Annotated in this window: 26 protein-coding genes; 21 read left to right on the forward strand and 5 right to left on the reverse strand. The window is 37.6% G+C overall.

Features of this window, described 5'->3' with window-relative positions:
* Nucleotides 1-447 precede the first annotated feature (447 nt).
* Nucleotides 448-1,329 carry a COX15/CtaA family protein gene (locus MUN87_RS00685; protein WP_244744666.1) on the reverse strand — a complete coding sequence of 294 codons (882 nt, stop codon included), beginning with the start codon at nucleotides 1,327-1,329 and terminating at the stop codon, nucleotides 448-450.
* A 385-nt stretch (nucleotides 1,330-1,714) separates the two neighbouring features.
* On the opposite strand from MUN87_RS00685, the gene cyoE reads away from it, so the two are divergent.
* The 7 genes from cyoE (at nucleotide 1,715) to MUN87_RS00720 (ending at nucleotide 8,210) form a co-directional block, all read left to right on the forward strand.
* Nucleotides 1,715-2,650: a heme o synthase gene (gene cyoE / locus MUN87_RS00690; protein ID WP_244744677.1), complete on the forward strand. Its 936-nt coding sequence runs from the start codon at nucleotides 1,715-1,717 to the stop codon at nucleotides 2,648-2,650.
* A gap of 84 nt (nucleotides 2,651-2,734) precedes the next feature.
* Nucleotides 2,735-3,838, forward strand: coding sequence for a cytochrome c oxidase subunit II (gene coxB, locus MUN87_RS00695; RefSeq protein WP_244744678.1), 1,104 nt, complete (start codon nucleotides 2,735-2,737; stop codon nucleotides 3,836-3,838).
* A gap of 17 nt (nucleotides 3,839-3,855) precedes the next feature.
* Entirely contained in the window at nucleotides 3,856-5,715 is a 1,860-nt protein-coding gene (gene ctaD, locus MUN87_RS00700; RefSeq protein WP_244744680.1) for a cytochrome c oxidase subunit I, read from the forward strand.
* Nucleotides 5,715-6,335 carry a cytochrome (ubi)quinol oxidase subunit III gene (locus MUN87_RS00705; protein WP_244744682.1) on the forward strand — a complete coding sequence of 207 codons (621 nt, stop codon included), beginning with the start codon at nucleotides 5,715-5,717 and terminating at the stop codon, nucleotides 6,333-6,335. Before ctaD ends, MUN87_RS00705 begins: the two co-directional genes overlap by 1 nt.
* A gap of 3 nt (nucleotides 6,336-6,338) precedes the next feature.
* Nucleotides 6,339-6,662, forward strand: coding sequence for a cytochrome c oxidase subunit IVB (gene ctaF, locus MUN87_RS00710; protein ID WP_244744684.1), 324 nt, complete (start codon nucleotides 6,339-6,341; stop codon nucleotides 6,660-6,662).
* A gap of 172 nt (nucleotides 6,663-6,834) precedes the next feature.
* Nucleotides 6,835-7,734 carry a cytochrome c oxidase assembly factor CtaG gene (gene ctaG, locus MUN87_RS00715; protein ID WP_244744685.1) on the forward strand — a complete coding sequence of 300 codons (900 nt, stop codon included), beginning with the start codon at nucleotides 6,835-6,837 and terminating at the stop codon, nucleotides 7,732-7,734.
* 20 nt (nucleotides 7,735-7,754) lie between these two features.
* Nucleotides 7,755-8,210, forward strand: a complete 456-nt coding sequence (locus tag MUN87_RS00720) for a DUF420 domain-containing protein (protein WP_244744687.1) — start codon at nucleotides 7,755-7,757, stop codon at nucleotides 8,208-8,210.
* 1,010 nt (nucleotides 8,211-9,220) lie between these two features.
* Here the strand turns inward: MUN87_RS00720 and ytvI are convergent.
* Nucleotides 9,221-10,276, reverse strand: coding sequence for a sporulation integral membrane protein YtvI (gene ytvI, locus MUN87_RS00725; protein WP_244744700.1), 1,056 nt, complete (start codon nucleotides 10,274-10,276; stop codon nucleotides 9,221-9,223).
* 111 nt (nucleotides 10,277-10,387) lie between these two features.
* Nucleotides 10,388-10,753 carry a YugN family protein gene (locus MUN87_RS00730; RefSeq protein WP_244744702.1) on the reverse strand — a complete coding sequence of 122 codons (366 nt, stop codon included), beginning with the start codon at nucleotides 10,751-10,753 and terminating at the stop codon, nucleotides 10,388-10,390.
* Nucleotides 10,754-10,906: 153 nt separating this feature from the next.
* Between MUN87_RS00730 and MUN87_RS00735 the strand changes: the two genes are divergently transcribed.
* The 7 genes from MUN87_RS00735 to coaD all read left to right on the forward strand — a co-directional run bounded on the left by MUN87_RS00735 (nucleotide 10,907) and on the right by coaD (nucleotide 15,464).
* Nucleotides 10,907-11,947 carry a CAP domain-containing protein gene (locus tag MUN87_RS00735; RefSeq protein ID WP_244744704.1) on the forward strand — a complete coding sequence of 347 codons (1,041 nt, stop codon included), beginning with the start codon at nucleotides 10,907-10,909 and terminating at the stop codon, nucleotides 11,945-11,947.
* A gap of 69 nt (nucleotides 11,948-12,016) precedes the next feature.
* A complete protein-coding gene (gene ylbD / locus MUN87_RS00740; protein WP_244744706.1) occupies nucleotides 12,017-12,421 on the forward strand; it encodes a spore coat protein YlbD in 405 nt (134 codons plus the stop codon).
* Nucleotides 12,422-12,431: 10 nt separating this feature from the next.
* Nucleotides 12,432-12,665: a YlbE-like family protein gene (locus MUN87_RS00745; protein WP_244744708.1), complete on the forward strand. Its 234-nt coding sequence runs from the start codon at nucleotides 12,432-12,434 to the stop codon at nucleotides 12,663-12,665.
* A 61-nt stretch (nucleotides 12,666-12,726) separates the two neighbouring features.
* Nucleotides 12,727-13,170, forward strand: a complete 444-nt coding sequence (locus MUN87_RS00750) for a YlbF/YmcA family competence regulator (protein WP_244744712.1) — start codon at nucleotides 12,727-12,729, stop codon at nucleotides 13,168-13,170.
* Between the two features lie 31 nt (nucleotides 13,171-13,201).
* Nucleotides 13,202-13,477, forward strand: coding sequence for a YlbG family protein (locus MUN87_RS00755; protein ID WP_244744714.1), 276 nt, complete (start codon nucleotides 13,202-13,204; stop codon nucleotides 13,475-13,477).
* A gap of 939 nt (nucleotides 13,478-14,416) precedes the next feature.
* Complete coding sequence (gene rsmD, locus MUN87_RS00760; RefSeq protein ID WP_244744724.1) at nucleotides 14,417-14,986, forward strand: 16S rRNA (guanine(966)-N(2))-methyltransferase RsmD; 570 nt, start codon at nucleotides 14,417-14,419, stop codon at nucleotides 14,984-14,986.
* Nucleotides 14,979-15,464: a pantetheine-phosphate adenylyltransferase gene (gene coaD / locus MUN87_RS00765; protein WP_244744733.1), complete on the forward strand. Its 486-nt coding sequence runs from the start codon at nucleotides 14,979-14,981 to the stop codon at nucleotides 15,462-15,464. The genes rsmD and coaD overlap by 8 nt, the downstream gene beginning before the upstream one ends.
* Here the strand turns inward: coaD and spoVV are convergent.
* Nucleotides 15,461-16,651: a dipicolinic acid transporter SpoVV gene (gene spoVV / locus MUN87_RS00770; RefSeq protein ID WP_305037426.1), complete on the reverse strand. Its 1,191-nt coding sequence runs from the start codon at nucleotides 16,649-16,651 to the stop codon at nucleotides 15,461-15,463. The genes coaD and spoVV overlap by 4 nt on opposite strands.
* 142 nt (nucleotides 16,652-16,793) lie before the next feature.
* Here spoVV and MUN87_RS00775 point away from each other — a divergent pair, with 142 nt between their 5' ends.
* Nucleotides 16,794-17,822 (forward strand): SepM family pheromone-processing serine protease, encoded by a 1,029-nt coding sequence (locus MUN87_RS00775; protein WP_244744735.1) that lies wholly within the window; start codon nucleotides 16,794-16,796, stop codon nucleotides 17,820-17,822.
* Between the two features lie 19 nt (nucleotides 17,823-17,841).
* Here the strand turns inward: MUN87_RS00775 and MUN87_RS00780 are convergent, their stop codons facing one another.
* The gene (locus MUN87_RS00780) at nucleotides 17,842-19,047 is read right to left on the reverse strand and encodes a nucleotidyltransferase (protein WP_244744737.1); all 1,206 of its coding nucleotides are present in this window, start codon (nucleotides 19,045-19,047) and stop codon (nucleotides 17,842-17,844) included.
* Between the two features lie 184 nt (nucleotides 19,048-19,231).
* Between MUN87_RS00780 and MUN87_RS00785 the strand changes: the two genes are divergently transcribed.
* The 6 genes from MUN87_RS00785 (at nucleotide 19,232) to bshC (ending at nucleotide 25,889) form a co-directional block, all read left to right on the forward strand.
* The gene (locus MUN87_RS00785) at nucleotides 19,232-19,759 is read left to right on the forward strand and encodes a YceD family protein (protein ID WP_244744739.1); all 528 of its coding nucleotides are present in this window, start codon (nucleotides 19,232-19,234) and stop codon (nucleotides 19,757-19,759) included.
* Nucleotides 19,760-19,792: 33 nt separating this feature from the next.
* Nucleotides 19,793-19,966 carry a 50S ribosomal protein L32 gene (rpmF, locus tag MUN87_RS00790; RefSeq protein WP_244717802.1) on the forward strand — a complete coding sequence of 58 codons (174 nt, stop codon included), beginning with the start codon at nucleotides 19,793-19,795 and terminating at the stop codon, nucleotides 19,964-19,966.
* Between the two features lie 496 nt (nucleotides 19,967-20,462).
* Complete coding sequence (locus MUN87_RS00795) at nucleotides 20,463-20,915, forward strand: RsfA family transcriptional regulator (protein ID WP_244744740.1); 453 nt, start codon at nucleotides 20,463-20,465, stop codon at nucleotides 20,913-20,915.
* Nucleotides 20,916-21,167: 252 nt separating this feature from the next.
* Entirely contained in the window at nucleotides 21,168-22,748 is a 1,581-nt protein-coding gene (locus MUN87_RS00800; protein ID WP_244744742.1) for an IS3 family transposase, read from the forward strand.
* Between the two features lie 1,024 nt (nucleotides 22,749-23,772).
* A complete protein-coding gene (locus MUN87_RS00805; protein WP_244744744.1) occupies nucleotides 23,773-24,168 on the forward strand; it encodes a DUF3397 domain-containing protein in 396 nt (131 codons plus the stop codon).
* 95 nt (nucleotides 24,169-24,263) lie between these two features.
* Nucleotides 24,264-25,889 (forward strand): bacillithiol biosynthesis cysteine-adding enzyme BshC, encoded by a 1,626-nt coding sequence (bshC, locus tag MUN87_RS00810; protein WP_244744755.1) that lies wholly within the window; start codon nucleotides 24,264-24,266, stop codon nucleotides 25,887-25,889.
* Nucleotides 25,890-26,032 lie beyond the last annotated feature (143 nt).

Below are 26,032 nucleotides of genomic sequence, written 5' to 3' on the forward strand. Positions count from 1 at the left end.
TCTTAGCTAATGCAAAGCCGAACATAACACGAATTCTCATCAATCAAGAGTCGTGTAATGTTCGGCTTTTTATGTGAAGTATGGATATACTGTGAAGTAACTTTAATTCAGATAGCGACAAAGCAGGAATCTAATAATCAGGAGAACTCTTTATTCCGAGTGGATCATTTTGACATTTTTAATATACTAAGCAAAGCTCTGGAAATAGGCCCCGCAGGACGTGGAGTGGTTGGACGGAGCGATATCTCAGCACATTATCTATTTCAAAATGATCTCATCGCTAAAGTCTTTTTACTGCGCAGTAACCTTCTACTTCATTATTATTTATGTAATCAGTTTTGCTAGCAAATTCACTCCAGTAGATTTACATAAGGCAATGAAAAGAAAATTATTTTTTGCCATAACAAAACCGGGCATGAATGAACAAAACCCGATTTTTGGTATATTCTATAAGCTTCGGTACGATAATAGTAAGAAATAACATAATATACCGAAATATAAGCTGAGTACTAAGGCGTGTAATAGGGCAACAAAGAGATTTCCAACTGTGAATATAATTAGTGCGCCGAGCAAAACTTGTATTGTAATCAAGATCGTGTTGATCTTCCATCCGTTATACATAACACGACTGGACGGGTAATCACGTTTAATGGTAAAGAACAGAATCCAAGTCCAAACAAATGCTATGCCAGCAAGTAACCGATGCCCCATTTGCACCCATTGGCCCAGATGAAAATCAAAGTTAAAAGGCTGGTTATTTACACACATTGGCCAGTCCGGGCAGGCTAGGCTCGAGTCAATATGCCTCACTAAAGCTCCCGAATAAACAACGAACATTAGGTAAAGAGCTAACCAGAGAAACTGCTTACGATATTTAGCACTTATCGTAAGGGAATCAGCGTCAAATTTATGATCAATTTCAAAGATAAGCAGTGTTAATAACAATACTGCCGCAAACGAAATAAGTGATATCCCGAAATGCAGAGCTAATACAAAATCGGATTGTGACCATACTACTGCCGCAGCTCCAATTAAGCCTTGGAGCACGAGAAAAAATATCGACACAAAGGCTAAAAATTTTGTTTCACGAATGTGGCCAATCTTACGCCAAGATAAAATAGATAGTAGTAATACGAGAAAACCGGCGCCGGCCGAAACAACCCTATGACTTAATTCAATAAACATTTCTAACGACCAATCACCATAACAGAATGGCCAATTGGCGCCACAGCCCATTCCTGATCCTGTCTTCGTCACTAAAGCTCCACCGATTAACACGAATATCATTACTAAAGTGGAAAGGACCGATAACATTTTTAAAAATTTCATATTTTGGTACACCTCGTCTAACCATAGAAGTTTCCATTCTATTTAAAAGTAGCATGAATGTTTTTTCAAGTTTTCCCAAAAAACGCTTGCAAAATAATTATGTATTATGCTAGAAATAAATAGGGTGGATGTTGGCTGATTCCTAATCAAAATCTTGTCTATTATAACAAATTAATATACTTTCGTGTCGATAAGTTTGATTTTGTCACAAACGTTCACAGAAATGTCACATTTTCAAATCATTCTGGAACTTAAATAGCGAAGCATGCAAATACATGGTACAATATCATTGTTTGATAAAAAATTGTATTTACTTGGTTAAAAAACCAGTAAACTTCGCGTTATGCAAAATTTGAAAAAGTTAGAAAGGAGGGTACAACAATAGATGGATAAAATAGAATTTACAACGCAGGAATCGATTTTATCTTCACAGACGAATGAGTATTGGTACAAATGGTCCGAACTTAAATCTGTAATGAAAGTTGGTATCATTAATTCGAATACGATGACTGCTTTTGCAGGATTTTGGTTAGCCTTATATTATACTAATACCTCCTTTTTAAACTATTGGCATCTCTTATTGGTAACACTTGTTGGGACTGCTTTTGTTATCGCTGGCGGGTGCGTCATTAATAATTATTATGATCGTGATATTGATCAAGTAATGAAACGTACAAGAAATCGGCCAACCGTGACAGGTTCGATATACATAACGCACGTCTTAATTATTGGGGTAGCGCTATCTGTAATCGGTATATTAATTTTATCTCTTGCGTCTGTCCAAACCGCAATTTTCGGTTTTATTGGTTGGTTTAGTTACGTAGTGCTGTATACGATCTGGTCTAAACGGAAATATACTATTAACACTGCAATTGGCAGTTTGTCGGGAGCTGTTCCGCCGTTAATCGGCTGGTCTGCTGTTGATCCTGATCTTCACGGTGTAGCCTGGATTTTGTTTTTGTTAATCTTTATTTGGCAAACACCACACTTTCTAGCAATTGCCATGAAGAAAGAGGATGAATACCGCAACGCCAATATTCCTATGTTACCAGTTGTATATGGTGTAAAGATAACCAAACGCCAAATGCTGGTTTATATTATCTGTTTATTACCGATCCCATTTTTGTTACACGAAATAGGATTAATTTTTGTTATTTTAGCAACGCTATTAAATATCGGTTGGCTGGCCCTATCGATAAAAGGGTTATATATGAAAGATGACAAAAAATGGTCAAATCAAATGTTTATCTATTCATTACTATATTTGACTATCGTATTTCTTTCGATGATTATTATAACTTTTCCAAGTAATTTGTTATAATGAAGAAAAAATTGTCAGTCTAACTTGAATTTTTCAAGTTTTTCTAAATAATACTAAGCTTACAAAAGAAAGAGAGGGTCAAACATGAAAGATTGGATGGGAAAAATCCGAACTTTGTCCATTTTTTCCTTTTTAGTCATGGTGCTTACAGCATGTGGTAAGGATAATTTAACAGCGTTAGTACCTAAAGGGTATGGGGCAGAGCAATCCTTTAATGTCATTATTATTTCAATACTCGTTATGATTGTTGTCTTTATTGTTGTTATGGCAATCTACATTTATGTAGTATTAAAATTCCGCCGTAAAAAAGGACAAGAAGATCAAATTCCTGTGCAAACAGAAGGGAACAAAACGTTGGAGGTAGTTTGGACAGTTATTCCAATTCTGCTTTTAATTATTATCGCAGTGCCTACAATTGCTAGTACATATGATTTAGCTGATGAAGGTGAAAAAGAAGACAGTATTAATGTAAACGTTAAAGGTATGCAGTTCTGGTGGAATTTCGAATATGCAAATGAAGAAGTTCAAACAAGTCAGGAACTTTATATTCCAGTAGATCAGAAAGTTTATCTGAACATGCTATCAGGTGACGTTATTCACGCATTTTGGGTACCATCTATTTCAGGTAAGATGGATGTTAGTCCTGAAAACGAAAACACGATGTACATTCAAGCATTTGAAGAAGGTGTGTATTGGGGTAAATGTACCGAGTTTTGCGGGGATTCACACTCATTGATGGACTTTAAAATCGTAGTAGTCAGTCAAGAAGAATATGATCAGTGGATCGATGGAATGAAAAATACCGATCCTGAATACACTGCACAATCTGCATCGGCTCAGGAAGGACAGCAGCTGTTCAATAATAATTGTATTAGCTGTCATGCCATTGATGCGAGTGCAACCAATCCGGTTATCGCTCCGAACCTGGCTGATTTCGATAATCGCACGATGATTGCTGGTATAGAACATTACAGTAAAGAAGCGTTGGTTGATTGGATCATGAATCCTGGAGAAATAAAACCAGGTAACGGTATGATGGATGCAGAATATTTAGACGATGAGGGTATGAGTACAATTAGTGAAGAAGATGTTGAGAAAATTGCTGATTTCCTCATGGAATTAAAAGCTACTGACGAACCAGTAGATAGTGTGAAAGATTTTAGAGAACAAGAAGGACAGGGTAACTAAAGGGAGGTTTATTTAAATTGAGTACATTGGTAGCTACGAACAAGAAGAGCTTCGGCGCTACATTATGGGACTATTTAACAACGGTAGACCATAAGAAGATTGCTATTATGTATTTAATTGCTGGTGGTTTTTTCTTCCTTGTTGGTGGATTAGAAGCATTAGCTATTAGATGGCAATTAGTGCAGCCGATGAACGATTTTGTAAGTGCAGGTTTCTATAATGAATTAATTACGATGCACGGTACCACGATGATTTTCTTGGCAGCAATGCCGCTCATATTTGCATTTATGAATGCTGTTGTACCGTTACAAATAGGAGCTCGTGATGTTGCGTTTCCATTTTTGAATTCCTTAGGCTTCTGGTTATTCCTTTTCGGGGGAATTATGCTGAACGTAGGTTGGTTTACAGGTGGAGCTGCAGATGCTGGCTGGACAGCTTATGCACCACTGTCTACTACTTCTCCAGGTGAAGGGGTAGACTATTACGTATTAGGTCTGCAAATTTCGGGTGCAGGTACGCTAATGGGTGGTATTAACTTCTTAGTAACGATTGTTAATATGCGTGCACCAGGAATGACTTATATGCGTATGCCTCTATTCACATGGACAGCATTTGTGGCAAGCGCACTTATCCTATTCGCCTTTCCAGCATTGACTGTCGGTTTATTCCTAATGATGTTTGATCGTTTGTTTGGTGCAGGATTTTTCGAAGCAAATATGGGTGGGAATGCCGTAATCTGGCAACACTTATTCTGGATATTTGGTCACCCGGAAGTATACATTCTGGCATTACCAGCATTTGGTGTCTTTAGTGAAATTATTTCTACTTTCTCTAAAAAACGTTTGTTTGGTTATACAGCAATGGTATTTGCAACTGTACTTATCGGTTTCTTAGGATTTATGGTGTGGGCGCACCACATGTTTACAGTAGGTATGGGTCCAGCAGCTAACTCAATATTTGCAGTTGCCACTATGGCAATCGCTGTTCCAACCGGTATTAAAATCTTTAACTGGTTGTTTACACTTTGGGGTGGCTCTATTGAGATCAATACGCCAATGCTTTGGGCATTAGGCTTTATTCCAACCTTTACACTTGGTGGTATGACTGGGGTTATGGTTGCAGCGGCTTCTGCTGACTATCAGTTCCACGATACGTATTTCGTAGTCGCGCACTTCCACTATGTAATCGTTGGTGGGGTAGTATTTGCCTTGTTAGCTGGCTTACATTACTGGTGGCCAAAAATGTTTGGTACTATCTTAGATGATAAGCTTGGAAAAATTACATTCTGGTTTTTCTTCATCGGTTTCCATTTGACGTTCTTTATTCAGCATTTCCTAGGATTAATGGGTATGCCTAGACGTTATTGGACGTATTTAGAAAATCAAGGATTAGACTTAGGTAACTTAGTAAGTACAATTGGCGCCTTTTTAATGGGTGTCGGTACGATCTTCCTTTTAATCAATATTGTAAAAACTACTATGAAAAACGAAAGAGTTGGCGGTGATCCTTGGGATGCACGTACATTGGAGTGGGCTATTCCTTCACCACCACCATTTTATAACTTTAAACAGTTACCATTAGTACGTGGTTTGGATCCGCTTTGGGTTGAGAAAACAGAAGGACGTAAAGGAATGACACCTGCAGAACCGATTGGCGATATCCACATGCCAAATAATTCTTTCTTGCCATTTGTCATTTCAGTCGGATTATTTATTGCTGGCTTTGGTTTTATTTATCAAAAACATGATTTATCATGGTTAACTTTAATTTTTATCGGTATGGGTATCGCCTTAGGTGCGATGTTAACTCGTTCCGTGAAGGACGATATCGGATATCATATCCACAAGGAAGACTTACAGAAGGAGGCTGAGGAATAATGAGTGAACACGATGTACTAAATCCGAAGCATATGCCTCATAATCCTGAGAAAGCGACCTTGGAAGGGAAAAATAAATTCATCGGTTTTTGGTTCTTCCTTGGTGGTGAGTCCGTTTTATTTGCCAGTTTGTTCGGGACATATTTAGCATTGAATGACTCAACAAACGGTGGAAAAAGTTCAGAAGAGTTATTTGGTCTTGAATTGGTATTTATTATGACGATGCTTCTTCTGACTAGTTCCTTAACAAGTGTATATGCGATGTATCATATGAAAAACAATGATTTCAAGAAGATGATGGTATGGCTTGGAATTACCGTTGCACTTGGTCTCGGATTCTTGTGCTTTGAGTTGTATGAGTTTAATCATTATATTCATGAGTATGAATTTACGATGCGCTCATCAGCATTTGGTTCAGCCTTTTACACACTTGTTGGATTCCATGGTGGGCACGTAGTGTTTGGTCTATTATGGTTTATCTCGCTAATGGTTCGTAATGCTAAACGTGGCTTGAACCTGTACAATGCACCTAAGTTTTACATTGCTAGTTTATACTGGCACTTCATCGATGTTGTTTGGGTATTTATCTTCACAGTAGTTTATCTGATGGGGGTGCTGTAAACAATGACAGACAAAGTATCAGAAACAAGTCAGCAATTTGATTACGAAAAGCAGAAACGTAAAGAAGAAATGAAACAGCAAGTAATCACATTCGCTTTAATGATTGTTTTCACACTTATTTCTTTTGCAATGGTGTTGGCAGAGCTGGATCGATTATTTGTCATCCCGGTCATTTTAGTATTAGCAGCTATTCAAGTTGGCTTTCAATTGTATTACTTCATGCATATGAGCCACAAAGGCCATGAGCTCCCAGCATTAATGTTTTATGGCGGTGTATTTGCTGCATTTCTAACAATTCTTGCATTAGTTGTTCTTGTTTGGTGGTAATGTCAAAGCTTGAAGGGTACCAGAGTACCTTTCAAGCTTTTTTAACAATATGGAATGATAACGAATTGTTCATTAAATTGTTGAAAAAAAATGCTCGACTTTGTTTTATGACTGATAGAAGTCCGATATAATAAATGTAAGTTGCAAGGATAAAAAATGGAGTGATCTCAATATGTGGCAAGACATACAGATTTTTGGGTTCAGAGCATTATGGAGTCCATATTATTTACTTTTTATTGTTTTACTGGCCGTATTATATTTTTGGCTGTTTGTAAGACGAAATGATGACAAGAAAGCAAATCGAAGACAAATAACCCTTTTCTATACAGGTATTGCCTTATTGTATGTTATCAAAGGGTCTCCGATTGATTTATTGTCACACATCATGTTTACATCTCATATGATTCAGATGGCATTGTATTATTTGTTATTTCCGATTCTAATGATTCGGGGAATACCAGCATGGTTTTGGCGAAAAGTATTTAATATACCGGGTTTAAGCAGTGTATTAAGACTGTTAACCAAACCGCTTATCTCTTTACTAGTATTTAATGGGTTATTTTCTTTCTATCATATTCCAGTCATTTTTGATTTTGCTAAAGCAAATGATGTTGCACATACGTCTATTTCGTTAACCATATTATTGGCAGCATTCCTTATGTGGTGGCCTATTTATACGCCTCTTAAGGAAATGGATACGATGCAGCCATTACTGAAAATTGGTTATATTTGTGCGAATGGAATTTTGATTACACCTGCCTGTGCATTGATCATATTTGCGACAGACAGCTTATATGCGACATATGGTGCCGGGGGCAGTTGGGTACAAGCTCTTTCTTTATGTGTACCTGGAGATGTACTAACCGGTCTAAGTGGTTTATCTATCAATGGTCCGGAAATGTTTTCACCACTAGGAATAGTGGAGGATCAACAACTTGGTGGCATCGTAATGAAAATAACTCAAGAAATCATTTTCGGAAGTATTTTAGCCAAAATTTTCTTTCCGTGGTTTAGAAGTGGTGCAGATAAAGTGGATCCATTACCTAGCAACCATCACACAGGACAAATATAATTTGGGAAGGATTGGTTGGAATGCATTTGTTACCAACGCTTAGTACCTTTTTTATTATTTTGAGTGCAATTCTAGTGGCAATTGGATGGCGTCTCGTAATAAAAAAGAAATACAAGCAACATCGAAAAGTAATGATTGCTGCTGCCTATAGTGCATTGACGTTTTTCATTATCTATATGTCACGTACGGTGTTTATCGGCAATACCAGCTTTGGCGGGCCGGATGATATTAAGCTTTACTATACGATTTTCTTAATATTTCATATTTTCCTCGCCACAACAGGAGCGGTTTTTGGAGTGATTACCCTTGTTTTAGCTTTTAAACGAAATATCACGAAGCACCAAAAAATAGGCCCTGTAACAAGTATTATATGGTTTTTTACAGCAATCACAGGTGTTGCGGTTTATCTATTGCTATACGTCATCTATGACGGTGGCAAAACAACTAGTTTAATAAAGGCAATTTTAGGTACATAAAAAAGACTGAGCAACCGCTCAGTCTTTTTTTGTGCTTGTTCAATCACTAATATTTAAAAGAAGGCTCCTATAGTACCAATTATGTTAACTGACAGAAGAGGAGGGATTATTTTGAAATGATTTATTTATCACAGTGCTAACCGTCCGTAATACCCCCACTGATTGAAGTCATACTTTATTTATGTGCTAGGAATTCGCACCTTCCAAGTTCAATTATGCACATAGTGCTATGTCTATGTTAGATTACGTAGTAGAACATACTGCGCAGTAATGACAATTTGGCGGTGTATCTATTTTATGCTAAGTAAGAATCTATCTAATGCTGTAAAATTGTGTTTCCATTTGGTGATTATGACATTTTTATTGTGCTTATCAAAGCTCCGGAAATATGCTCCGCGTTCCACAGGACGCGGAGTGGTTGGACGGAGCGGTATCATAACACTAAGAACGTTTCAAAATGGTCTCAAGGTTTAAGAGCACACATCCTGTTACTTCGCAGTATATCCCTACGGTTCAACAAATAATGAAAATTATATAATCGGTCATTGCAAATGATCAAAAGCCTAATTCTTTAGAGCAAAATAATAAGAATTAGGCTTTTGTGCTTTAACAACGGTTTTCTTTTGGTAAACGCATAGACGCCAAGTGGTAAATTTCGTGGCGATGGCTGGTAAAAAACATGGTAGAGATGGAGATTTGCTAAGCAAATAAAATCTATCAAAATGATCATTTTGCAATACAGCATATCTTAACATTATCCATATGAACAAAGGCGCAAGCGCCCGTTTTGAGACGTAGCGAGTGGAGTGAATCAACTGAGATAAAGGAATCACGGTGAGCTTGCGAATCGATGATGACTTATCGTAGGGCGATTTCGCGAAGTCGCCTAGTCTCTGGGCGCTGGAGCCGGACATGGCCGTTTCTGTCAGCGAACATCATATAGCCTAAAATTTATACTTTCTTGCCTCAAAAAAAAGACTACCACCTAACAAGTGATAGTCTTCTTTAATTTAAATTTTAAAATTAGTCTTAAAAATCTCAGCTTCTTTAGCGGAGTTGAAAGCAATGACGAGTAAAGGTCCAACAATGAATCCTAGAATACCCAGTAGCTTAAGTCCAATATACATGGATATTAAAGTGGCAAGTGGAGATAATCCAATTTGTTTACCCATTACTTTCGGTTCTACTGTTCGTCGAATTGCTAATAGAATAATGGCCAGGATTGCTAATTGACCACCGACAAACAGGTCACCCATAATTAGCAAATAGAGAGCCCATGGTCCTAGTATTGCTATGGAACCAATAATAGGTATAAAATCGATAATCCATATGATTAACGACATAATTAGGGCATATTCCGGTACAATGATGTACAATCCGATCAAAGATACTATAAATATGATAATACTTACTAGAAACTGTGCTTTAAAAAATCCAAGAATAACGTAAGACAATCGATCATTCATAAATTTCACTTTTTTTGCAGTAGTTTCTTTTAAATGACTGTATCCGATCGCTTTTAATCGAGGAATTTCAAGCATAAACATAAATAAAGCGATCAGATAGACGATAAGACTAACTAAATATTCAGGTACCTTACTTAATGCATTAGCAACTTTATCAATATTTAGTTTTTCTCGAAGGTTGTTGCCTAAATCGATAGTAGTTGTTTCTATTTGTGTTTTTACTTGTGTCACTAGTTGTTCCGGTAAATCTTGTGTAACATGATCTAGGTCAGATTCCCATTCTGTTAATTGGTTATTGATTTGTTTTATGTAAGTTGGGATATTTTCCGTAAAACTGACGACTTGACCGATAATTTTCGCTACAGCATAAGTACCAATAGTACTGATGACAAGAATGAACAAAATAAACACAATCGTAACTGCTAGCTGTCGGTTTAATTTAAGTTTTTTTATAATGCCTCTAACTAAAGGGTTTAGCATTAAAGCGGTAATGAAGGCTATTATGATCGGGAGTGAAACAGGTAGAACAAAATATGCAGCTACCAGTATCAATAAGATAATAAAAATTAGTTTTATGTTCTTTTTGTTGGGATTTTTCATTTAATTACAAATCTGTCTCCTTTCTAAAAACAACGAGATGATGCTACTAGGGAAGGCTGATGAAAAACGGCTGCATCCGTTATACAGCCGTTTTCATATGTACGGGGATCCTTACTTTATAAACGGTTCCAAATTAGCTTTTGCACTTTTTAATAGTTTAGACGCTCTCTCTAATGTTGTAGTAGGAAAGGATTCTTTTTCACCGTACTCGATACCGGTAGGATAATAATGCTTTCCAATCAATGGTGTTAATAATTTGATCACAGCGTCACCACGATCTACATCACCTTCTAGTGCATACCCTTGCACTCTTATGTAATACGTAACATTTGTTTCCGGAGAGCCGATTTTATAATCATATGTTACACGTTCATAATCCCACTGCCCTGCGCGGATAAAATTAGCATTTTCCATTACATGATCTAATGGTTTCAAATCTACAACTACATCTTCAAATCCTGTGTCTGTAATCTTCATACTTTCACCTCATCTAAAAATATCACTAAACCTATAATAGTATGAATTGGAGAAAGATGCAATTAAATTAGACATTCCCTATTAAAAACTTTCATGAAAAAAATAGAGCAGCATATATTGTAATAAATCCGAGTAAATAGTAGGTGAATTAAAATGAAAGTAAAAGTAATTATCTTTATTGCCGCCATATCTTTAATAGTTTTAGCGAGTATTCTTTATGTTAACCTACAAAATGAGCCAGAAAAAATGGTGTTGTATCACCAAAAGACGAAACAAGTAAAAAGTGAGAAGGTGCAATTTGCTGAAGACCACAGTCTCATTGTCCAACAGCATGCATTATGGAAATTACTAAATAGAGATATTAGCAATTTCACTGAGAAATACGGAGAACCCGACCGCAAGGACCCTTCCGTATATGGATTCGAATGGTGGATATATCAATCAGAGAATACGTACATTCAGGTTGCTGTTAAAGACGAGCAATTGGTCAGTATGTATTCGAATTCAGACGAGTTAGATTTTCAACCGATTAAAATTGGTCAAACAGCAGAAGAAATAAAGGAGTTATATCCTTTTGAAAAAGAGATAGAATTTGATCAGATTCGATTCCAACTAACCGAAAATGATTTGAAGGAAAGACCAGTCATAAAATTGAATGACAATGTATATGCTCAGCTTTATATTGACTTATACACAGAAAAACTAGCAGGTATCCGAGTATTGAATAAGGAAGTCCTGGAAATGATGAAACCGTATGAACTTTATTATTGGGGAGAGCTGGAAGAGATACAAGAACCTGATGAAGAAGAAAGAATAACAATGGAAAAAGGATTAGAGCAACAAATATTTGATTTAACCAATATCATCCGGAAACATCATCAACTTGCTACTTTGGAATGGGATGAACATGCCGCAGTTGCTGCTAAGACGCATAGCGAGGACATGCAAAAAGAAAATTATTTTTCTCATTACAGTTTAAATGGCGATGGATTGCAAGAACGATTAGTAGCCGCAGATGCATACTATAAATCAGCTGGAGAAAATATTGCTGCACATTATGTTGACGCTCCTGCTGTTATACACGGATGGCTTAATAGTGAGGGCCATCGTGATGCATTGCTTAAAGAAGAATATACCCATTTAGGTGTTGGTGTGTATCAATCCTTCTATACACAAAATTTTATCGAAAAGTAGTCAATGGCACACGGATCGGTACAAACGCATATATTACAATAGTTACGTTGTGTGAGAGGAGTGCAGAATATGAAGAATTCTTCTAACCCTTCTGTGCAACAATTTAAACTGTTTATTCAAGACCACCCATTGTTACTAAAACAAGTAAGGCAAGGGAACATGACGATGCAGGAAGCCTATGAACAATATATGCTGCTAGGTGATGATGATCCATCGTGGAAAAACTATCAGAAAAAGGTGAAGAAGGATAGCGAGAATAGCGAAGAGGAGTCGACAAGCAATCAATTGTATCAAAAAGTGTGGAAACATATTGAAGAACTTGATATCAATAAAGTGGAAACCCATATTAATGATTTAAATGGTGCAATCGACAATGTTTTGACTTTAATCGGGCAGTTTAAGCAGTTCAGAAGTAAAAATCAATCAGGCACAGGTCAGTCCTCTGATCAATTCTTCTTTCATCCAAAGGATTAGGAGGGATGCTATGGAGCCTGAAACCTATCGCTATATTCAACAGCGAAGCGATTTATGGCGTTTTATCCGATTAAATCCGGATTGGTATCGATATTTAACAAGAAATCCTGAGCGTGTGAGCGAAATGGAAAAAGAAGCAAAACAATTTTACGGAAAGACAGTACCGCAACGTTTAGCGCGAACACAGCAAAATATTCAAATGATCAGAATGTTGATGCAAATGGCAGGTTCTTGGAACGATTAGAACCTGCCTCTTTTCATTTTTCCAGAAACTTGATATGATGTTAGTATGGAGGTGTAATATCGTGTTTGCAAATTTGGAAGTTATTGACCTTTTAGATAAATCTGAAGCATTGGGCCAAATGGTGCTCGATTCGGATGTGAAGCAGGAGTTTGATCAAGCGAAGCAGCGGATGGAAAATGACCAGGAGGCACAGCATTTAATAAACCAATTCAACAACATGAAAGAATCGTATGATGAGGTGGAACGTTTCGGCAGATACCATCCGGACTATAGTAAAATCATGAAGGAAATCCGTGTTGTCAAACGGGAAATGGATATGCATGATACGATTGCGACATATAAATTAGCAGAAACCAACCTGCAAAAACTGCTAGATGAAATCAGTCAGTTAGTAGCGTTTAGTGTAAGTGATAAAGTGAAGGTTCCAATGGATGGAGCAGCTCTAACAGATGGCGGCTGTGGCTGTGGTTCTGGTGGAGGAGGCTGTGGCTGTAAGGCTTCATAGCTAGAGCCTGGTATGAAGGAGGCTAAAAGCATTGATTACCAAAAGACAAGGCATAATTGTATGGTTCCATCAAATGAAGCATGTAAAGCATCTTAAAAGATACGGGCATATGATTCATGTATCCAAGAAATTAAAATATGCGATGATTTATGTGGATCAGGAACGATTCGACGATACATACGAGTCGTTGTTAAAATTATCTTATGTAACCAAAGCAGAACCATCTTATAAGCCATATATCAAGACTGACTTCGAAAGCAAAGTCGTCGACAAAGAGAAAGAGTACGATTATAAAATGGGAATTTAACCAAAATCCGGGCTATATAGTTAGCTCGGGTTTTTTATCAGTCACAGCAATAATCTTATTTGAACATGAAGGGTTCCTATAATATGGATTATGTTAACAAAGACTGTATTGCCAAATGGTCATTTTGATATAGATTATCTGCTTAGCAAAGCTCCGGAAATATGCTCCGCGTCCTGTGGGCACGGCTTCAGCTAACTTGTTAAAGAAAAGAATTTTCTTTAACAAGTGGATCTTCAGCTCGCGCTGATTCCACGGGAGTCTCCGCATATTTCCTACGCTTATGGGAAGTACTACAACGATTGGAACAGCTAGAAGCAGTGGTGCTTAGCAATGTATTTCATCAATTATGGTGTAAATCTTGCAGATAGTGCTTCATATCCTAGCTGCCGCATAAATTGTGGAGCTATACATCAGCGGAGGCCAACCACGTAGACTCCCGCGGGATTATGCAGGTGCTGGAGATCCACTTTGTGAAGCGACCTTCTTCACAAAGTTAGCTTCAGCCGTGCCCCGCAGGACGCGGAGTGGTTGGCTGAAGCGGTATCCCAGCATATTAAATATCTCAAAATGGATGCTTGGCTAGTGATGGCTAGTTTACATAATCCATATTATAGGAACCCATCTTCCTATTCAGTATGATTACTTCTACGACTGTACTTATATACTTTCTTTACTTATAAAAAAAACCTGCAGTTACCTTAACTGCAGGCTCTTTTTATTTTCTTGACACAAGAAAATAAAAAGATAAAGGGAGAGGAGAAACCGGAGGAAGAACTTATGGGGAAATGTAAGTCTTCTCCGAATTAAAAGCAACCATATTCTGTTGCTTTAATTAAAGTTTGTACATATCTGATTATTTTTATACTTATGAATTTGAGAATTTGTTTCTATTCGTGCTATAGTAAGGTAGATTTAATTAACGAAAAGAGGGGAAAGCGTTTGAGAGTAATTGCTGGAGATTTAAAGGGTAACAGAATCCAGCCGGTACCGAATCAGTTAACCCGCCCAACAGGCGATAAAATAAAGGAATCTTTGTTTCAGATGATTGGGCCATTCTTTGAAGGGGGTACTTGTTTAGATTTATTTGCCGGCAGTGGAGCATTGGCGATTGAATCGATCAGCAGAGGTATTGATCGAGCGATTCTGGTCGATATTCAGCCAAAAGCGATTTCTGTTATTCATCAGAACATCAACCATCTTCATTTACAGAATAAAGTAGAAATATATCGCAATGATGCTTTTCGTGCATTGAAAGCAATCAAAAAAAGAGAACTTTCATTTAATCTCATTTTTCTGGATCCACCTTATCATAAGGTATCTTATCAAAAGTTGTTAAAGACGATAACAGAATTGGATATAATGGAAGAACACGGACTCATTATATGTGAACATGATCCTAAAACGGAATTAGGGAATATTCCCTCTGGCTATCATGTAATGAAAAGTGAAACTTATAACAACACAACGCAAATAACGATTCTGAGAAAAGGTGTGAATGAAGATGAGTAGATTGGCTATCTGTCCAGGAAGCTTCGACCCAGTAACCAACGGACATTTAGATATTATCAGAAGAGGAGCAAAAGTATTCGACGAAGTGATTGTTGCCGTTTTTAATAATCAGTCAAAGCAACCGTTATTTACAGTCGAAGAACGCGTGGAACTGTTACAGAAAGCGACCGAAGATATTGAAAATGTGTCTGTTGATGCCTGCAGTGGCTTATTAATGGATTATGCCAAAAGAAAAAATGCCCAAGCCGTCTTGAGAGGACTTCGGGCAGTAACAGACTTTGAGTATGAAATGCAAATTACTTCGATGAACCGAAAATTAAATGAAGAAATTGAGACGTTTTTTATGATGACAAACAATCAATATTCTTTTTTAAGTTCCAGTATGATTAAAGAAGTAGCCAAATATGATGCGAGTGTATCAGACCTAGTACCTACAGTAGTAGAAGAGGCTCTGCGAAACAAATATAAACATCTCTAACGCTTATTATTTAATAAGAGTATTAAATATACGAACAAGCCACAGAAAGTAATCATAAACCCAATATGACCAAATGCGAGATAGGCTTTTTCAGCAGGTTGAACAACAAATTGAGAAAAAGCTGTCATTGCAGGTTCTTGTGAAGCAACTTGATTCTTATATAAGGGTACATAGAGTATAATCACCGTGATACTGGCAATTACGGTGTGTAACAAGCGTGCAAAGAAATAAGGAGCAAACCGGATATCGGTCTCGGCCAGAATACTAGCAACCTGGGCTTGTACAGAAAAACCGTTAAATGCAAGAATGATGGAAACAATAATTGCCTGGATTAGCAATGACGTATCAGTAGCAGATACTTCGTTTGCTCCTATTGTAATTTCAAAGAACCCGGTCATTAATGGGAGAGCCATTTCAACAGGTAAATGTAGCAGTTGAAGGATATAAGCTAATCCGCTTGCTAAAATATCAGCTACGTGAACTTGTCTTAATATTTCCGTTAAAACGGAAAATAAAATAATAAAACCGCCGATAATGAGTAAAGTCTGAATAGAATGCTGGACCGCATCACCTAATATTTTTCCTAGAGGTTTGTTTTCTTTCAGACGTGCTCGATGTAAATGAGCAAATGCTTTACGGAAAGAAAGGTGCTGCAGTTTAAATTTCTCTCGTTCGTTATATTTATAGAACCGCATACAGATCCCAACAAGAAAGTTACTCGTATAATGGGTAATGGCTAATAATATTCCCAGTTGTTGATTATGAAAAAAACCAATGGAAACAGCACCGATAATAAATAATGGATTGGAAGCGTTCGTAAATGAAACCAGTCGTTCTGCTTCTGTTTGGCTTAATTGATTCTCCTGTCTTAATCTTGCTGTAAATTTTGCTCCGGAAGGATAACCGCTAGCCATTCCCATTGTCCAAACAAAACCTCCTACACCCGGAACATTAAATAATGGCCGCATGACCGGCTCGAATAAAACCCCGATAAAATGTACAACTCCAAAAGCAATTAACAATTCTGCTACAATAAAGAAGGGAAGCAGGGAAGGGAAAACCACATTTGACCACACTTCCAATCCTCGCTGGCTTGCTTTTAATACAACTTGTGGAAAGCTGATTATCATAACGGCTAATAAAACAATTAGTGATGCATACATAATGGAGTAGAGTTTCTGCTTCAAAATTTGCACTCCTTTATAGCACTTTTCTGTACCTTTAATAGTTTGAGTAGTAAAATATGTAGTGTTTTAAAACTCGTGTATTAGTAAAATATACGCAATAGTATACAAAGATTATGACAAGAAACCGGAAAGTAGGGATGATATGTATCGATCAAAATCAAAATTAAGAATTATAGGGTTTATAGTGGCCGTTATCGCCATCTTTTTTTTATTCAGTTATCAACTGCCTTATTATATTCACAGCCCAGGTAATGCAGACCCTTTAAATCCAGTCGTGCAGGTAGATGGTGCCGAAGACAGTGAAGGAGATGGAGATATGCACCTGGTTACAATCCGGGGAGGACAGGCTACACCTTTTCAATATATCATGGCAAAATTTAGAGATTATAACGACATTCTCCCGATCGAAGATGTATTGCAGGAGGGAATGACGAATGAGGAATATCATCAAATTCAGTTATTAATGATGGAGAGCTCACAGGAAGCGTCTATGGTAGTAGCATATCAAGCGGCAGGAGAGAAGATTACGATTGATTATGACGGTGTTTATGTTGTGTCTGTAGTACCTGACATGCCAGCGGATGGAAAACTTAAAACAGGTGATGAGATTACAGAAATAGACGGAAATGCTATAAAAGAAGCCAATGATTTAATTGAATATGTAAAATCAAAAAACAACGGTGACCAAATTCACGTTACGATAAAACGTAATGACGAAACATTGGAAAAGGACATCACCCTTCAAGCTTTAGAAGCGCTAGATGGTAAACCTGGTATCGGCATCCAGCTCGTAACTAACAGAAGCGTAGCGGTGTCTCCGGAAGTGAATTTCTCAAGTGGAGATATTGGTGGCCCGAGTGCTGGATTAATGTTTTCACTTGAAATCTATGACCAGTTAACAGATGAAGATTTAACCAAAGGCTATCAAGTTGCTGGAACTGGTGAAATTGATTACGACGGAAATGTTGGCAGAATCGGCGGAATTGATAAGAAAGTCGTAGCTGCGGACCGTTCTGGCTGTGACATCTTTTTTGCGCCTAATGAAAATGACAGCGAAGATTCAAATTATCAGGTAGCCAAACGAGTGGCGGAAGAGATTGGTACAGATATGAAAGTCGTCCCGGTCGATACGTTTGAAGAAGCCGTATCATATTTAGAAGAATTATCATAATAGAAAAAGACGCCTTTTGTTAGGCGTCTTTTATAATTGGTCGCGAATAAGGTTGTTTAGCTAAATGTTGTTGAGAATTAACTGGCAAGATGCTGTAGTACGCATGGTCAATTCGTTCATCCATTAAATGATAGGGATAGGGTGGTTTATTACTAGTAAACCAAGGTATATCGATCGATTTCTTTTTGTATCGTAAATATTCCTGCCCCTGTTTAGACATTGCTAGGATACGAAAGCCCTTTGGATGATGATCGGATAACAGGCTCTCTATTTCAGACTTCTGTGAATTGGTCAGAATATGGGTGAAGATTCTCTGTAAACTTGTCCAAGTATAGCGTTTCGTTTTTAGCAGCTCCATCCAATGCTGAAACGTACTGGCTAATTTTGCAGTTTCTACAATACGATTTTCAATTCCCTCTTTTATACCATGGATTGCTTGCAATTCAGCTGTGGTCATTGTTAATACACGATATTTTAATAGTGGAAAGTAGGCTTGCCAATGATGCCATCTTTCATGCTCATTTTTGTATTGTGCTATTACCTGATTCGTGAAAAAGGGAACGGCATTATCAATAGAGTTTTCATTATACAGTAATGCTTGTCTGATACTAGTGGCGCTTGCAATCGAATCGTTAATTTCAATGTCATGATAATTATTCTGAACCCGCGTTATCGTTACAGGTTTGATCGAACTGTTAAGATCATAAATATTCTTCACATATTGATAACCCAACATATTATTAGGTTTGGTAAAGTCGAGCGATACCTGTTGATCACTGACTTGATAAAAAGCTATCTCGTTCGCTTTCGGATAAGAAAGTCCTTCCTGTAATGCAACTTTTACGGTTTCCTGGTAGTCATGCTGACGGTGCCTAATAGTTTGATACAGTTGTTTAAATTCATCAATCTGACCATGCTCACTACCAAAACAAACGGCATCCGCCTGTAAACTGTTTAGAATTTGAATGGCCCCTTTGGCAAATAGTTCACTGTGTTGAACAGCGTAAAAGTAAGGGAGTTCTACGACTAAATCTATGCCTTGTTCTACTGCGATTCTTGCTCTCGAGAATTTATCGGTCAATGCAGGTTCGCCTCTTTGTAGGAAGTTCCCGCTCATTACTGCAATGACGCAATCTGCCCCAGTAATTTCTTTTGCCTGTTGAAAGTGATAATGATGTCCGTTATGATAAGGGTTATATTCTACGATTAGTCCACAGCTTTTCATAGCGACCTCCTTTGTTCACATTTTATGTTTTATCGAATGATTGTTGAGGTAAATGTTAAATATAACTGTATGATCAACCGTAGTATATCATATAGATCAATAAAAGTTGTCAGTGTAAAGAAAATATATTGACAAAAAGCTAAATTCCTTTTAAAATATTTCTTGTTGCCTTGAGGTGAATGTAATGAAATTATTTATCCAAAAATTAAAACAATCGCAGGGAGAACCCGTTTCTTTCCAGGAAGAGGTAGACATTTCTGATCTGGCTGATTTAGAAAATGATATTCGTCGAATTGATCCGGTTCTAGTGGAGGGCACTGCTAGAGTGGACGGTGAGGATATTACCTGTGATTTTCAAATTAAAGGAACGATGATTCTACCTTGTGCCCGGACTTTGGTAGATGTACCGTACAATTTCGCTGTCCATGCTATCGAATCATTTACTACCACTTACTACCATCAGGAAGAGGAAGTGCATTTAGTAAATGGGGAAGTACTTGACTTAACGCCATTTATCAAGGAAAATGTATTATTAGAAATGCCTATCAGAGTATTTGCAGATCAGGATAAACTGGACGCAAACACACTGACTGAAGGCAACGGATGGACACTTGTAACAGAACAAGAACAATCTGAGAAAGTGGATCCTCGCCTTGAAAAGCTAAAATCTTTATTAGATGACAATAGTAATGAGGATAACAGTAAAGAGTAAATCTTTACTTCTCTTTTAAAGGAGGTGTAACGGATGGCAGTACCTAAGCAAAGAACTTCAAAAAAGGTAAAAAACCAACGTCGTACTCATAAAAAATTACACGTACCAGGAATGGTAGAATGTTCTAACTGTGGTGAACTAACAAAACCACACCATGTTTGTAAATCATGTGGACAATATGATGGCAAACAAGTAGTAGAACAATAATTAGATATGTTGTACAGCCAATAGTGCAGGAGAAGAGATCTCCTGCACTATTTTTTTGTTTATGCGATAGGAAAATTTTATAATACATAATGCAAGGTAGTGAAAATGTTGAATGTACCAAGTATAAGAAAGTCTACAGTCTTCGCTAGCAGAAGAGGTGGATACCAATATTTTAAATAAGCAATACTGATCAGGGGTCATTTTGAAATGTTTCAAGTGCTTACCGATCGACGTGCCCATAGGACGCGGAGCAATTTTCAGGAGCTTTGCTAAGTACTATTAACATATCAAAATTACCACAACATTATACAGAACTAGCATTACATAAATCGTATTAGATAAACTTAAAGGATAAGACAACCTTACTAGTAAAATAGCAAGTGGCAGGAACGAATGAAATGGCTGAAGTTTGCGATAGTCTTTTTTTCATAAAAACAATATGTCTATCTCTTCTATTATTCGCATACATTATATCAAGAATAGAGGAGGTGGAGCTGTGCAAGGAAATCGTCAGGATGCCTGGTCAAGTGATGAAGATGTATTGCTTGCAGAAACAGTATTACGGTTTATCCGAGAAGGAAATACACAATTGGAAGCATTTAAAGAAGTGGGCAAGCAATTATCGCGAACTGCTGCAGCTTGCGGATTTCGTTGGAATGCAACATTACGTAAGCAATATGAAGAAGCCATTCACTTAGCCAAACAAAACAGAAAAAAAATTACATTTACAACTCAAAAGAACGTGAATATGTCATCACAAGAGCAGCCCAATATTCATGAAGTAATCCAAACATTAGAGCAGTTGCAAAAATTTTATCAGGATAATAGCCATCAGGAAGAATTGCAATCGATGATCGCGGAAAATCAACAATTAAGAGAGTCTATTACGAAATATAAAAGTTTTACTGATTCCGTATATCATGCGATGGAAAAACTAAAGCAATCATAATTCATACGCGAAGAAACCTCATCGATTTGATGAGGTTTTTTTATAAGTCGAAAAAGCATAAAAGTGCCGTCACAGCAGTAATCATATTGAACAGGAGGCTGATTCCTGTAATATGGATTTAACTAAGCATCCATATTGAGATATTTAATGTGCTAGAATACCGCTCCGTCCAACCACTTCGCGTTGATAACCTCCCTTTAGGGTAGACAGCTTAAATAAAAAAAATAAACTGTTAAAGGGAGGAAACAAATTGTGGGACGTCCATATTATTCAACAGAATTCAAATGGAAAGTGGTTCAAGAATATAAAAATGAAGGCCGTGTGTTGGAGAAGATGACGAAAAAATACGGTGTGCATCATTCTACCGTTAAGAAATGGGCCAAAATCGTAGAAAAAGAAGGAAAACAAGGTTTAAATAAACAAGGCGAGATTCAATATTATTCGAAGGAACGGAAACGTAAAGCCATCCGAGATTATTTATCTGGGAACTATTCAGTTCGAGAAGTGACAGAAATGCATGATATATCAGATGCATCGGTTTTAAGGAATTGGTTGAAAAAGTATAATCGGTATAGGGAGAGACAAGCACGTGCTGAAGAAAGGGGATTCTCTATGACGGTTAAAAGACGACCAACAGCGATGACAGAACGCATTGAAATCGTGAAATTTGCGTTATATCATGATAAGGATTACCAATACACCGCTGACATGTATGGTGTTTCTTATCAACAGGTATATCAATGGATACGGAAATTTGAAGCTAAAGGCTGGGATGGACTTCAGGATCGACGTGGAAAACCAAAATCATGGGCTGATTTAACGAAAGAGGAGAAACTAAAGCGTGAAAATCGAGAAAAAGATAAGGAAAATGAAAGATTGCGTGCAGAGGTGGCTTTCTTAAAAAAGTGGGACGAGCTAGGAGAGGAGGTGGTCACGACGATAACTAGAGTACGTCATGAGCATCTCTATCAGGTGATTCAACAACTACAAAAAGAAACGGCCTTTTCGATTTGTCTATTGTGTGAGGTGGCAGGGGTTAATCGTGGTGCCTATCACAGGTGGCTAATCCGAGAAGATACAGAGGAAGATCAGTTTAATCGAGAATTGTTACAAGAGATACGTAAGTTGTACGATGAATGGGATCAAGCAATTGGTTATCTGCGAATGACTAGCGAGTTAAAAAGAAAATTTGAGCATCCGATCAATCACAAGCGTATCTATCGATTAATGGATATTGAAGGGATAAAAGCAGTTATACGACGAAAAACCAGATCCTATATACCATCAAGACCTGAGCACACAGCAGCGAATATCTTAAATCGCGAGTTTCACGCAGATAAGCCGAATGAGAAATGGTTAACAGATGTGACAGAATTTAAGTACGGAAAAGGGAACAAAGCTTATTTAAGCGCCATATTAGATTTAAACGAAAACCGAATTGTGGCATTTAAGATAAGAAGAGCGAATAACAATGAATTGGTATTTGATACGTTGATTGAGGCTTTAAACGAGTTATCAGACGGCGAGCACCCTCTCATTCACACGGATCGAGGCGTACAATATACCTCGTATGGATTTAAACGAATCGTGGAGAATGCAGGACTACAACATAGTATGTCGCGTCCAGGGAAATGTATTGATAATGGACCGATGGAGGGCTTTTGGAGTTCATTAAAATGCGAAAAATATTATCTACATCAACAAGAATATCAAACCTTTTCTCAATTAGTACAAGCCATTATGGAGTATATTCACTTTTACAATTATGAACGTTTACAACTAACATTAAATGGTTATACCCCGATGGAATGTTTTGAAAATACAGTAGCTTAGTCTTTTATTATTTTAGTTGTTTACTTGACAGGGGGAGGTCCACGTCCTGCGGGGCACGGCTGAAGCTAGGCTACTACAAGAATCACTTCTCTGCTGCCTTGCACCGAGGAAGCCTACTTCGAAGTGTTACTAGTAGACGCAGGTGCAGACGTTGTGGATCTCCAGCACCTGCCTGATCCCGCGGGAGTCTCCGTGGTTGGCCTACGCTAGGATTTTGGCTCTACAAATTCTGGAATTGCTAGAATATTGAATGCACAATAAATATCAGCTTTTGAATAACATAATGCCTAGAACCATTGCTTCTAGCTGTTCCGAACGTTGTAGTACTTCCCTTTAGCGTAGGAAATAGGCGGAGACTCCCGTGGAATCAGCGCGAGCTGAAGATCCATTATATTTGTGCCTGTGTCTGCAAGTATCGCTTCGAAGTGGGCTTCCTCGGCGCAAGGCAGCAAAGAAGCTTTTCAAGTATTAGCCTAGCTGAAGCCGTGCCCACAGGACGCGGAGCCTATTTCCGGAGCTTTGCTAAGCAGATAAACGATATCAAAATGACCATTCTGATATACAGCCTAAGTTTATCTAGTCCATATTATAGGTAGTTGTATATAATTTATTTCGATTGGGACCGGGCGGGTTTTGCCTGGCTTTTCTTATGAGTCAAGAAAGTATAAATTTTGGGCTATATGATGTTCGCTGACAGAAACGGCCACGTCCGGCTCCAACGCCCAGAGACTAGGCGACTTCGCGAAATCGCCCTACGATAAGTCATCATCGATTCGCAAGCTCACCGTGATTCCTTTATCTCAGTTGATTCGCTCCACTCGCTACGTCTCTAAACGGGCGCTTGCCCCTTTGTTCCATAACACTAGTTTTAATACCTCGTTAATCGGGAAATAGGATACAGCACATTATAAAGAGAATTTTCATATAGGGGCTTGCATGAGTGAAAAAGTCCTATATAATATAAAGGAACAAACCAAAAGTAACAGAAAATTGCGCGGGTACTGAGTCGAAAGGGGTGATTTTGGTGGAAGGCTTTTATTATTTATTTGCATTAATGGTAACATTGCCCACGGCCATAACTTTGTTTGTATACTTATTGACCTACAGGCTAGTTAAAAAACGGAAATTCTCCTTTCATTTTGCAATTGATTCAACCACCATCTTATATGTTGGTTCTGTTGCAGCTATTGTTTATTCTATTTTTTCAGTGAATCCTATCGCATACATAGCACTTATTCTTATCGCTATTCTGATGATATGTGTCTTTATTCATTGGAGAAAATATACGGATATTGTCTTTCGTCAAGTTTGTAAACGATTTTGGAAGTCGACTTTTTTATTATTTTTCGTCTTACATATCATATCTATCTGTTATGGTTTATTTTATCAAATTAGTGTCGTATTTATTGATCTGTCCTAGGTCATAAACAAATTATGTGCTTTTATCGCTTGCTTTATGTACAATACTAGTGGATTACTATTGTATATATTGATAAATAAAGGAGCAGTTCAGTAATGCGCATCGAATCCCATAGACTCGATTTTCAAAATAAATTTATATCTGATTATCAAAATGGTGTGAAAGAATTATTAGATCATTTTGATTATAATCCGTATGATAATAATGTATACGGACAACGTCTCGTTGACTTGAAGGAACGTTCATTTCAAAGAGAGGTTCTTTCTGACTTGTTAAAGGATATGAACCACGCATGGTCTGCATCTGCTTTAACAAGTCAGAACATAGAAAAGCTAAAAGATCCAGAAAGTGTTGTGGTCATTGGTGGACAGCAAGCAGGGATACTAACAGGACCTTTATATACCATCAATAAGATCATATCGATAGTAGCGTTTGCCAAAGAACAAGAAGAACAATTGAATGTTCCAGTGTTACCCGTGTTCTGGATTGCCGGTGAAGATCATGATTTTGATGAGGTTAATCATTTGTTTTTGCCAGAAGCAACGAAATTACATAAATTCCCGATTGCTAATCCTTTGAACGAGAAAGTCTCGGTATCAAGTCGTACGCTTGACAAAGAAACTGCGCGAGACTGGTTAAAAACTACATTCAGAGCCCTTCGTGAAACCGCCTATACGAAAAAGCTTTACCAGAGCCTGGAGTATAAACTTGATCAATCACTAACATTTGTTGATTTTTTCGCATCTTTTATACATGAATTATTTGAGGATACTGGCATTATACTGGTTGATTCGGGGAATCCGAAATTGCGAAAGTTAGAAACTCCGTACTTTCAAGATATTATAAATAATCAGAAAGACATAAGTCGCTATGCATATCATTCGTTACAATCGATGAGAGCGCAAGGCTATCATGTAAGCGTGGATACAGGTGAGCAAGACGCGCATTTGTTTATTGTAGAGCGTGGCGACAGAGTCCTTTTGCAGAAAGCTGATGAAGATATATGGGTTGGAAAAAACGGAGAATGTAAGTATTCAACGGAACAATTATTGCACATAGCGGAAAAAGAACCAGAACGATTGAGCAACAATGTCGTGACGAGACCCTTGATGCAGGAAATGGTTTTCCCTACGTTGGCTTTTTTTGCGGGTCCAAGTGAAGCAGCATACTGGTCGTTATTGAAAAAAGCTTTTCACAGCATTTCTCTAACCATGCCTCCGGTACTGCCGAGAGTGTCATTGACTTTAGTAGAAGAACGTGTTGAGAAGCTGCTTAAAAAATATAATATTGCTACAACTTCTGCGATTAATGGAGGAGTACAGTCCTACAAACAAAATTGGTTAGCTGCTCAGCAGCATGTGCCCATTACGGAAATGACAGAACAATTGAAGCAAATGATCTCGCAAGGGCATCAGCCAATTCAAGGTGCTGCAAAGGCAATGTCCAACGATGTACAGCAATACGCAGAAAAAAATGAGCAGTTACTATTAAATCGAGTGGACGAATTAACAAATAGGTTGAATCAAGAGCTGTCCAAAAAACATCAATTTAACTTGCAAGAATTTGATTATATCCAGCTTCATTTAAAACCAGAAGGTGGGCTGCAAGAGCGAATGTGGAATATTATCTATTTCATCAATCAGAACGGATTCGATTGGCTTCATGAAATTAATCATTATCCTTTTGATTGGAAAGAACAACATTATATCGTATATGTATAAACAATAAGACAATCGGTGAAAAAGCCGATTGTCTTTTTTTATAAGAAAAGAAAGTATATACGTACACTCATAGAAGTAATCACGCTAAATAGGAAAGTAGGTTTTTATAATATGGATTATGTTAACTTAGGCTGTATATCAGA

Source organism: Gracilibacillus salinarum (assembly GCF_022919575.1).
In the GTDB taxonomy this organism is placed as follows: Bacteria; Bacillota; Bacilli; order Bacillales; family Amphibacillaceae; genus Gracilibacillus; species Gracilibacillus salinarum.

What these genes read in the sequence shown, in the direction of transcription:
- MUN87_RS00720 (WP_244744687.1), top strand. Translation starts at nt 7,755, where the DNA reads ATGCATTTGTTACCAACGCTTAGTACCTTTTTTATTATTTTGAGTGCA.
- coxB (WP_244744678.1), top strand. Translation starts at nt 2,735, where the DNA reads ATGAAAGATTGGATGGGAAAAATCCGAACTTTGTCCATTTTTTCCTTT.
- MUN87_RS00785 (WP_244744739.1), top strand. Translation starts at nt 19,232, where the DNA reads ATGAAATTATTTATCCAAAAATTAAAACAATCGCAGGGAGAACCCGTT.
- MUN87_RS00685 (WP_244744666.1), bottom strand. Translation starts at nt 1,329, where the DNA reads ATGAAATTTTTAAAAATGTTATCGGTCCTTTCCACTTTAGTAATGATA.
- coaD (WP_244744733.1), top strand. Translation starts at nt 14,979, where the DNA reads ATGAGTAGATTGGCTATCTGTCCAGGAAGCTTCGACCCAGTAACCAAC.
- MUN87_RS00730 (WP_244744702.1), bottom strand. Translation starts at nt 10,753, where the DNA reads ATGAAGATTACAGACACAGGATTTGAAGATGTAGTTGTAGATTTGAAA.
- MUN87_RS00745 (WP_244744708.1), top strand. Translation starts at nt 12,432, where the DNA reads ATGGAGCCTGAAACCTATCGCTATATTCAACAGCGAAGCGATTTATGG.
- cyoE (WP_244744677.1), top strand. Translation starts at nt 1,715, where the DNA reads ATGGATAAAATAGAATTTACAACGCAGGAATCGATTTTATCTTCACAG.
- ctaG (WP_244744685.1), top strand. Translation starts at nt 6,835, where the DNA reads ATGTGGCAAGACATACAGATTTTTGGGTTCAGAGCATTATGGAGTCCA.
- rpmF (WP_244717802.1), top strand. Translation starts at nt 19,793, where the DNA reads ATGGCAGTACCTAAGCAAAGAACTTCAAAAAAGGTAAAAAACCAACGT.
- ytvI (WP_244744700.1), bottom strand. Translation starts at nt 10,276, where the DNA reads ATGAAAAATCCCAACAAAAAGAACATAAAACTAATTTTTATTATCTTA.
- MUN87_RS00775 (WP_244744735.1), top strand. Translation starts at nt 16,794, where the DNA reads ATGTATCGATCAAAATCAAAATTAAGAATTATAGGGTTTATAGTGGCC.
- ylbD (WP_244744706.1), top strand. Translation starts at nt 12,017, where the DNA reads ATGAAGAATTCTTCTAACCCTTCTGTGCAACAATTTAAACTGTTTATT.
- MUN87_RS00735 (WP_244744704.1), top strand. Translation starts at nt 10,907, where the DNA reads ATGAAAGTAAAAGTAATTATCTTTATTGCCGCCATATCTTTAATAGTT.
- MUN87_RS00780 (WP_244744737.1), bottom strand. Translation starts at nt 19,047, where the DNA reads ATGAAAAGCTGTGGACTAATCGTAGAATATAACCCTTATCATAACGGA.
- MUN87_RS00705 (WP_244744682.1), top strand. Translation starts at nt 5,715, where the DNA reads ATGAGTGAACACGATGTACTAAATCCGAAGCATATGCCTCATAATCCT.
- ctaF (WP_244744684.1), top strand. Translation starts at nt 6,339, where the DNA reads ATGACAGACAAAGTATCAGAAACAAGTCAGCAATTTGATTACGAAAAG.
- bshC (WP_244744755.1), top strand. Translation starts at nt 24,264, where the DNA reads ATGCGCATCGAATCCCATAGACTCGATTTTCAAAATAAATTTATATCT.